This window comes from Flavobacterium sp. P3_A6 (assembly GCF_056403035.1).
Genome location: NZ_JBFUGG010000019.1, coordinates 48520 through 58739 on the forward strand (window position 1 = coordinate 48520; position 10220 = coordinate 58739).

The window sequence follows — 10220 nt, forward strand, 5'->3', positions numbered from 1 at the left end:
ACTGTTCTATCAAAAGAATCAATCAAAATGGTAACTTTGCTTTTTTGCAAAAATTATGCTAGATACAGACAATACGATTGAAGTTCAAGGTGCCCGCGTTCACAATCTAAAAAATATAGATGTTTCCATTCCTAGAGAAAAACTGGTAGTCATTACGGGTTTATCCGGATCTGGAAAATCTTCATTGGCATTCGATACTATTTATGCCGAGGGACAGCGCCGTTATGTAGAAACCTTTTCGGCCTATGCGAGACAATTTCTTGGAGGATTGGAACGTCCAGATGTGGATAAAATTGACGGTTTATCCCCTGTTATTGCCATTGAGCAAAAAACGACCAGCAAAAGCCCGCGCTCTACCGTGGGAACCATCACCGAAATTTATGATTTCCTGCGTTTGCTTTATGCACGTGGTGCCGATGCCTACAGTTACAATACGGGAGAAAAAATGGTTTCCTACTCGGATGATCAAATAAAGGATTTGATTATACAGGATTTTAGCGGAAAACGAATTAATATTTTAGCACCAGTTATCCGTGCCAGAAAAGGACATTATGCTGAGCTTTTCCAACAGATAACCAAACAGGGATTTTTGAAAGTCCGTGTTAACGGAGATATTTTAGACTTGGTTTCAGGAATGAAATTAGACCGTTACAAAACCCACGATATCGAAATTGTTGTCGACAGAATGGTCATTGAGAACACTCCAGATAACGAAAAACGTTTATCAGAAAGCATCAATACAGCGATGCATCACGGTGAAAATGTATTAATGGTTCTGGATCAGGACACAAATGAAGTTCGTTATTTTAGCAGGAATTTGATGTGTCCAAGTACCGGAATATCCTATCAAAATCCGGAACCTAATTTATTTTCTTTCAACTCTCCAAAGGGTGCTTGCGACAACTGCAACGGATTAGGAACTGTGAACCAAATTAATATTCAAAAAATTATACCCAATCCTAAATTATCCATCAAATCGGGTGGATTTGCTCCGTTGGGTGAATACAAATCTTCTTGGATTTTCAAGCAATTGGAAATTATAGGAGAGAAATATGGTTTTAAATTGACCGATGCCATAGAAAAAATCCCAGCCGAAGCAATGGAAATGATTTTGAACGGCGGTAAAGAAAAGTTTACCATAAATTCTAAAGATTTAGGCGTTGCACGCGATTATAAAATTGATTTTGAAGGGATTTCCCATTTTATTAAAAATCAGCACGATGAAAGCGGTTCGACGAGTATCAAGCGTTGGGCTAAGGAATTTATGGACGAGGTGAAATGCCCTGTATGTGAAGGTTCCCGTTTGAAAAAAGAAGCCAATTATTTTAGAATAAACGAAAAAAGCATATCCGAATTGTGCGATATGGACATTTCGGATTTGACGGCTTGGTTTTTGGATTTAGATCATCATTTATCCGATAAACAAAAAAGAATTGCTACTGAAGTAATTAAAGAAATCAAAGACCGCTTGGCTTTCTTGATGAATGTGGGCTTAGATTATTTGGCTTTAAGCCGAAGTTCTAAATCCCTTTCAGGCGGTGAAGCGCAACGCATACGATTGGCTACACAAATTGGATCACAATTGGTGGGTGTTTTGTATATTTTGGATGAGCCAAGCATCGGATTACATCAACGAGACAATGAAAAATTGATTCACTCTTTGGAACAGTTACGGGATATAGGAAATTCCATTCTTGTGGTTGAACACGACAAGGACATTATGGAACGGGCAGATTATGTGATTGACATTGGTCCAAAAGCAGGCAAATACGGTGGTGAAATCATTAGTATTGGAACTCCTGCCGAAACATTGGCTTCCAATACAATTACGGCTCAGTACTTAAACGGAACATTGAAATTGGAAATTCCTTCTAAGCGCCGTGAAGGAAATGGTAAATTTCTAAAATTGGCTGGCGCGACAGGCAATAACCTCAAAAATGTTTCTATTGATTTGCCTTTGGGCAAAATGATTTGTGTAACGGGCGTTTCGGGAAGCGGAAAATCAACTTTGATTAATGAAACCCTCTACCCTATTTTGAACGCCTATTATTTTAATGGCGTCAAAAAACCACAGCCGTATAAAAAAATAGAAGGATTGGAACATATTGACAAAGTGATTGATATTGACCAAAGCCCGATCGGACGCACGCCGCGTTCCAATCCTGCAACTTATACCGAAGTTTTTAGCGAAATACGAAACTTATTTACAATGACTTCCGAAAGTATGATCCGCGGTTATAAAGCGGGACGTTTTAGTTTTAATGTTAAAGGAGGACGATGTGAAACCTGCGAAGGCTCGGGAGTGCGCACCATAGAAATGAATTTTCTGCCCGATGTGTATGTGGAATGCGAGACTTGTCAGGGAAAACGTTTTAACAGAGAAACATTGGAAATTCGATACAAAGGAAAATCAATTTCGGATGTGTTGAATATGACCGTAGACGAAGCGGTTCCTTTCTTTGAAAACATACCAAAAATTTACCGAAAGGTAAAAACGATTCAGGATGTTGGTTTGGGCTATATTACGCTAGGACAGCAAAGTACAACACTTTCTGGCGGCGAAGCACAGCGCATCAAACTGGCTGGCGAATTGTCTAAAAAAGATACCGGAAACACCTTTTATATTCTTGATGAGCCAACTACAGGTTTACATTTTGAAGACATCCGAGTGCTGATGGATGTAATTAACAAATTGGTAGACAAAGGAAATACCATCCTGATTATTGAACACAATATGGATGTAATAAAACTAGCCGATTATATTATTGACATAGGCCCCGAAGGCGGAAAAGGCGGCGGACAGCTTGTAGCCAAAGGAACTCCAGAAGAAATTGTGAAAAATAAAAAAAGCTACACAGCGCAGTTTTTGAAAAAAGAGTTATCTTAGTTAAACATCATTTAACAATGATAAAAACTGAATTAAAAACGGATGCACTAGCCCAGATAGAAGTGGAAATCCTTATGAGCCGGGGTTCGGCTCATAAGATTGAAACGGATAGCTGGAAATAGCTCCTAATAAATATAATGAGAAATTATGAGATTAGAAGATTTTGACAACAATGAAGACAAAGTAATTCAAGATAGTTTTAAACAAAAAACTTGGAACGAAATTAGATCCAATGACAGTTGGGGGATTTTTAAAATCATGTCCGAATTTGTGAATGGATACGATGCAATGAGCCGCATCGGTCCTTGTGTAACTATTTTTGGTTCTGCAAGGATAAAACCAGAAGACGACTACTATTTGCTAGCCGAAAAAATCGCTTACAAAATCAGTAAGGCCGGTTATGGCGTGATAACCGGAGGAGGTCCCGGAATTATGGAAGCAGGTAACAAAGGTGCGCATTTGGGCGGAGGAACTTCGGTTGGACTGAATATTGAATTGCCTTTTGAACAGCATTTTAACCCGTATATTGACAGAGATAAAAACTTAAATTTTGATTATTTCTTTGTTAGAAAAGTAATGTTTGTAAAATATTCGCAAGGTTTTGTGGTAATGCCAGGCGGATTTGGAACTTTGGATGAATTATTTGAAGCTATTACTTTGATTCAAACCAAGAAGATTGGCAAATTCCCAATTGTATTAGTGGGAAGTAAATTTTGGTCAGGATTAATCGATTGGATAAAAGCGGTACTGGTTGAAAAAGAGCATACGATAGACCCAGATGATTTGAACTTATTTAAAATTGTAGACACAGAAGATGAAGTCGTTGATGTCATCAATAAATTCTACAAGAAATACGATTTAAGCCCTAATTTTTAATATTGAAAGCCGTCTCGTCTTTTTAGACTGCCCCCAAATAGTGTCTAACTTTTTGGGGGCAGTTCATTATAGGAACGAGACAGCTTGTTTATTTTAACGCATTTTAATGCATTTCACCCCATTTAATACTGAACTTTTCTTAATTTTTTGTAAATTGTATTAGTTTTATACCTTCACTAAACCTATATACAGTCCCAAATTGAAAACTTACGGTAAAATCATCCTGTCTGTTATTGTTTTACTGGTTACCCAAAAACAATATGCACAGCATCAATCAAAGATGACTGCCGTTGTGAATATGGATTATAAAACAGTAACGATAGATCAGGAAATCACTTTTCACAATCAATCTAATGACACTTTGACTTCAATAGTGCTGAATGATTGGAATAATGCTTTTTCGGATAAGGAAAGTCCATTGGGTAAGCGTTTTTCGGATGAGTTTTACAATAAATTTCATTTGGCATCGGTAAATGAGCTTGGCGGAACTATCAATTTAATAATTGAAGACGCTGATCAGAAAGGTTTTGTTTGGGAAAGATCTAAAAAAAATCCAGATTATATCACAATTAAATTAAATAACACTTTACTGCCCAGCCAAAAAGTAAAACTGCATCTCACTTATATAGAAAAAATCCCTAGCGACAAATTTACCAAATACGGTTATTTTGAAAAATACGGCATGCACCTTAAAAACTGGTTTCTCACGCCTGCACGTTATGAAAATAAAGAATTTGTAAAATACAGCAATGAAAACCTTGATGACATTGCCAATGCTGTTTCTGATTTTGATATTGACTTAAAAATTAATGGCAAAAATGCTGTCACTACTGATTTGGCAATTGACCGATTGACACAAACTGATCAAGAAACCAATATCAGATTGACAGGAAAAAACAGAAATGATATCGACCTTATCATAGAAAAGGAATCCAGTTATACTAGTTTCAAAGTTAACAACTTAGAAGTTTTTACTAATATTAGATCTGGAAGATTTAATGACTCCCTAAAGACAAAAATCATTGAAAGAATTGTAGATTACAGCAAAAATCAAATTGGAGAATATCCATTTGATAAAATAATTATTTCTGAGGCTGACTATGAAAAAAACCCTTTTTATGGCTTGAATCAATTACCTAAATTCATACGTCCTTTTCATACCGATTTTTTATTCGAAATAAAATTTTTAAAAACCTACTTGAATAATTATCTTAAAACCAGTATGAGATTAGATTCCAGAAAAGACAATTGGATTTATGATGGCTTTCAAATCTATACAATGATGGGTTATATTCATGAATTTCATCCTGATAGCAAAATGATGGGATCTGCCTCAAAATTCTTTTTACTCAGAAGTTTTAAGATGGCTCAAACTGATTTTAATGAGCAGTATAGCTATTACTATATGCTGATGGCAAGAAAAAATTTAGACCAGCCTCTTAATGCTTCTAAAAATGCATTGATAAAATATAATGTCCAAATTGCCAATAAATACAAAGCCGGACTGAGTTTAGATTATCTTAATGAATATCTTGGAAATGGAATAGTTCCCTCTGGAATTAAGCAATTTTATAACCAAAATAAACAAGAACAAACCAATAGAAATGATTTCGAAGAGCTGTTAAAATCAAAAACTTCAAAAAACATCGATTGGTTTTTTAACTACATTATTGACAGCAGAGAAATAATTGATTATAAATTTGATGCCGTTTCCAAAACCAAAGACAGTGTTACATTTACAGTAAAAAACAAAGGAGTTCCTTTGGTTCCGATACCTGTATTTGGAATTAGAAACAAACAGGTTATTTTTAAAAAATGGCTGGAAATTAGTGAAATTGACAAGGAGCTTACTTTTGAAAGAAAAAGTATCGACAAACTGGTTCTGAATTATAAAAATGAAGTTCCTGAGTTTAATTTGAGAAACAATTGGAAATCCCTGCAAAAATTCTCTTTTAATCGTCCATTAAAAATGACTCTTTTTCAAGATTTAGAGGATCCGCATTATTCACAGTTGTTTTATGTCCCTACTCTATTTTATAATCTTTATGACGGTTTTTCTCCAGGAATAAGTCTATACAATTACAGCTTTTTTGATAAGCCATTTATGTTTATTTTAAATCCAATGTATTCCATCAATACTAAATCTATTGTAGGCAGCTACACGTTTGCCTACAATCAATATTTAAGAGAAAGCCGTTTATACAACATTAGATATTCCTTAAATGGCTCTTATTTCCATTATGCATCAGACGCGGCTTACCTCAAATTATACCCTAGCCTGTCCTTATTTTTAAGAGAGCCAAACTATCGCGATAATAGGAAACAGGTTATAACATTAAAAGACAATATTATTTACAAAGGGCCATCATCAACAGTAATAGACAGTACCGATAACTACTCCATTTTTAACATCAAATATTTCAATATAAAAACCGAAGTAACCAGCCATGTCAAATTTCTGACTGATATTCAATTATCCAGATATTTTGGTAAAGTATCTGCTGAAATGGAGTATCGTAAGTTATTTAATGGCAAGCATTATCTGAATGGTAGAGTCTATGCTGGAACCTTTTTATACAATAGCAACAATACGCAAAATTACAATTTTGGCGTTTCCAGAATAAATGATTATATGTTTGATTATCCGGTCTATGCACGGTCTGAAACAACCGGAATTCTAAGCCAGCAATATATCCATGCACAAGGAGGTTTTAAATCATTTTTGAAACCGGCCGAAGCTGATCAATGGCTGACAACGGCCAATTTGAGTTATTCTATACTGTGGAATTGGGTTGATGCCTATGCTGATTTTGGTTTTATAAAAAATAGAGGCGTTTCAAATACCTTTCTTTATGATAGCGGAATACGGTTAAATTTGGTACAGGATTACTTCGAATTGTACTTTCCTGTATATTCCTCAAACGGATTTGAACTGTCAGAAAAAAATTATGGAGAGAAAATACGTTTTATCTTCATTTTTAACCCAAAATCATTAATTAATCTTTTTACCCGAAAATGGTTTTAATTCAAAACAAAAACTTTAAAACATTAAGTTATTGTTAGTAAATTCTAAATAAAATTATTTATTTGATAAAAATACATTCATTTTACTAAAAATTATTTGCTAAAAAATTATAAAAATACAGAATTGTATAATGCTATATAGATAGTTTTAATTAAATTTGCAGCATTAAAGTTATACTTTTAAATTATGATTAAAGAAAAAGTCAATACTAGTTTAACATTTGAAGATTTCAAAACTGAAGTATTAAATGATTATAAAATTGCCATAATAAGTCGAGAATGCAGTTTATTAGGGCGTAAAGAAGTATTAACTGGAAAAGCCAAATTTGGTATTTTTGGGGATGGTAAAGAAGTCCCACAGCTTGCCATGGCAAAATGCTTTAAAAATGGTGATTTCCGTTCTGGCTATTACCGCGATCAAACTTTTATGATGGCCATTGGAGAATTGTCTATTGAGCAATTTTTTGCTGGCTTATATGGTAATACCGATATTGATTTGGAACCAATGTCTGCGGGAAGACAAATGGGAGGGCATTTTGTAACCCATAGTTTGAATGAAGATGGATCTTGGAAAAATCTAACACAACAAAAAAATTCCAGCGCTGATATTTCCCCAACTGCGGGACAAATGCCTAGATTGCTTGGACTGGCTCAAGCTTCAAAAATTTACAGAAACGTTCCTGGTATTCCAAATGCAGATCAATTTTCAATAAATGGAAATGAAATTGCTTGGGGAACTATCGGAAATGCCAGCACTTCTGAAGGATTATTTTTTGAAACTATAAACGCCGCTGGAGTACTGCAAGTACCAATGGTAATGAGCATTTGGGATGATGAATACGGTATTTCGGTGCATGCAAAACATCAGACTACTAAAGAAAATATTTCGGAGATATTAAAAGGATACCAAAAAGAAGAAGGCACCAATGGTTTTGAAATACTAACTGTAAAGGGTTGGGATTATGTAGATTTAATTGCAACTTATGAAAAAGCTGCCGAAACAGCACGCGAAAATCATGTCCCTGTTTTAATTCACGTAAATCAGTTAACTCAGCCTCAGGGTCACTCAAGCTCTGGTTCACACGAAAGATATAAAAATGCAGCCCGATTAGCATGGGAAAAAGAATTTGACTGCATCCGACAAATGAAATTATGGATGATTGCTATCAATATCGCTTCTCCGGAGGAACTTGATGCAATTGATCTGGATGCCAAAAAAGAAGTTTTTGAAGGTAAAAAAGTGGCTTGGAATGCTTTTATAAGTCCTATTATTGATGAACAAAACGAGTTGATTGCCATTTTAGAAAGACTCTCAGCTACTAGTACTAAAAAGGAAGAAATTCTAAAAAATATTTCTAGTCTAAAAAACATTAAATCTCCTTTAAAAAAGGAAATAATGATTATTGCCAGAAAATCTCTTCGTCTAGTTGTAAATGAAATTGACAAAACAGAGCTGTCTGATTGGATTACTAATTATATCAAAAAAACACAGCCAAAGTTTAGCAGCAATTTATTTTCAGAATCAGATAAAAATATATTTTCTGTAAAAAAAGTTTTACCGGAATATCCTAGTAATGCTATTGCGGATACTGACGGAAGAATGATTTTGAGAGATAATTTTGATGCACTTTTTTCAAAATATCCAGAAACATTAATTTTTGGCGAAGATGCCGGAAATATTGGTGACGTAAATCAAGGTCTTGAGGGAATGCAGGAAAAATATGGGGAATTGCGCGTTGCCGATGTCGGAATTCGTGAAGCTACAATATTAGGACAAGGAATTGGAATGGCATTAAGAGGATTGCGTCCAATTGCCGAAATACAATATTTGGATTATCTATTGTATGCTATCCAAATCATGAGTGATGATTTAGCTACTTTGCAATACAGAACCGTTGGAAAACAAAAAGCTCCTCTAATTATCCGTACGCGTGGTCATCGTTTAGAAGGGATTTGGCATTCTGGCTCTCCAATGGGAATGATTATCAACGCTATTAGAGGAATTCATGTATTAGTTCCAAGGAATATGACACAAGCGGCCGGTTTTTATAATTCTTTATTGGAATCTGATGAACCTGCTTTGGTTATAGAATGTTTAAACGGTTACAGACTGAAAGAAAAAATGCCTTTGAATTATGGTGAATTCAAAACGCCAATTGGTGTTGTTGAAACACTTAGAAAAGGAACTGATATTACGCTTGTTTCTTATGGTTCAACTTTACGGTTAGTAGAACAAGCTGCTAAAGAATTGTTTGAAACTGGTATTGACTGCGAAATTATCGATTTGCAATCGTTGCTTCCATTTGATATTAATCATGATATTGTAAAAAGCATAATAAAAACCAACCGCTTATTAATCATTGATGAAGATGTTCCTGGCGGAGCGGCTGCGTATATTCTGCAGCAAATAGTTGAAGACCAAAATGCTTACATCTATCTGGACAGTAAACCGCAAACTTTGACTGCCAAAGCTCATAGGCCAGCTTACGGAACTGACGGAGATTATTTTTCAAAACCTTCAGCCGAGGATATTTATGAAAAAGTATATGAAATGATGCATGAAGTAAATCCTTTGAAATATCCAAGTTTGTATTAAGTTAAAATGTAATATTCAAAATCCCAATCTTCAGGTTGGGATTTTTTTTTATCTTTATTAAAAACTATCACCTCTATTTTAAATGACGCCATTAGAAACATTATTTTTAGATTTAGATGACATCAAAGTAATTGATAGCACAATCCCCTATTCACAGTACACTCCGTTGGATTTATCAGCTTCCAATCTAGAATTGAATCAGCTAAACATTACAGATTCTTCACAATTTGAAACTTATGTTGAATATTCATTAGCCAAGAACAAAGCAAAAGTAGCGTATGGTGGTTATAACGAAGTCCGCAACTTATACAAAAGGAGTGCCGTTTTTAATGATTTGAACACCGAGGAACGCAATATTCATATTGGTTTGGATTTATGGATAAAAGCTGGAACGCCTGTATTAACAGCGCTGGATGGTAAAGTGCATAGTTTTCAATACAACAATAACTTAGGGGATTATGGCCCAACCATAATTCTGGAACATCAATTGGAAAATCATGTTTTTTATACCTTATATGGACATTTGTCATTAGAAAGTATTGCTTCTATTAATGCTGGTGATTTTTTTGCAAAGGGACAACAATTGGCAACATTGGGTGATGCCAGTGTAAATGGTGATTATTCACCACATTTGCATTTCCAGATTATTAAAGATATAAAAGAAAATTTAGGGGATTATCCTGGAGTTTGCAGTAAAAGTAAATTGGATTATTATTTGGAAAACTGTCCCGATCCAAATTTATTATTAAAGATTTTCTAAAAATCTGATATTTTGTTTATGCCATAATTGAAAATAACAAAATAATTTTATCCTCATTATATACCAACTTCTATATT

5 protein-coding genes are annotated in these 10220 nt (G+C 34.6%); all 5 read left to right on the forward strand.

Annotation, left to right across the window (positions count from 1 at the left end):
• The first annotated feature begins 55 nt into the window (after nt 1–55).
• The gene (uvrA, locus tag AC1DVP_RS16400; RefSeq protein WP_477184563.1) at nt 56–2887 is read left to right on the forward strand and encodes an excinuclease ABC subunit UvrA; all 2832 of its coding nucleotides are present in this window, start codon (nt 56–58) and stop codon (nt 2885–2887) included.
• A 147-nt stretch (nt 2888–3034) separates the two neighbouring features.
• A complete protein-coding gene (locus AC1DVP_RS16405; protein WP_477184564.1) occupies nt 3035–3763 on the forward strand; it encodes an LOG family protein in 729 nt (242 codons plus the stop codon).
• A gap of 199 nt (nt 3764–3962) precedes the next feature.
• Nucleotides 3963–6788, forward strand: coding sequence for a gluzincin family metallopeptidase (locus tag AC1DVP_RS16410; RefSeq protein WP_477184565.1), 2826 nt, complete (start codon nt 3963–3965; stop codon nt 6786–6788).
• Between the two features lie 186 nt (nt 6789–6974).
• The gene (locus AC1DVP_RS16415) at nt 6975–9383 is read left to right on the forward strand and encodes an alpha-ketoacid dehydrogenase subunit alpha/beta (protein ID WP_477184566.1); all 2409 of its coding nucleotides are present in this window, start codon (nt 6975–6977) and stop codon (nt 9381–9383) included.
• 82 nt (nt 9384–9465) lie between these two features.
• Nucleotides 9466–10143 carry a peptidoglycan DD-metalloendopeptidase family protein gene (locus AC1DVP_RS16420; RefSeq protein WP_477184567.1) on the forward strand — a complete coding sequence of 226 codons (678 nt, stop codon included), beginning with the start codon at nt 9466–9468 and terminating at the stop codon, nt 10141–10143.
• The last annotated feature ends 77 nt before the right edge of the window (nt 10144–10220 follow it).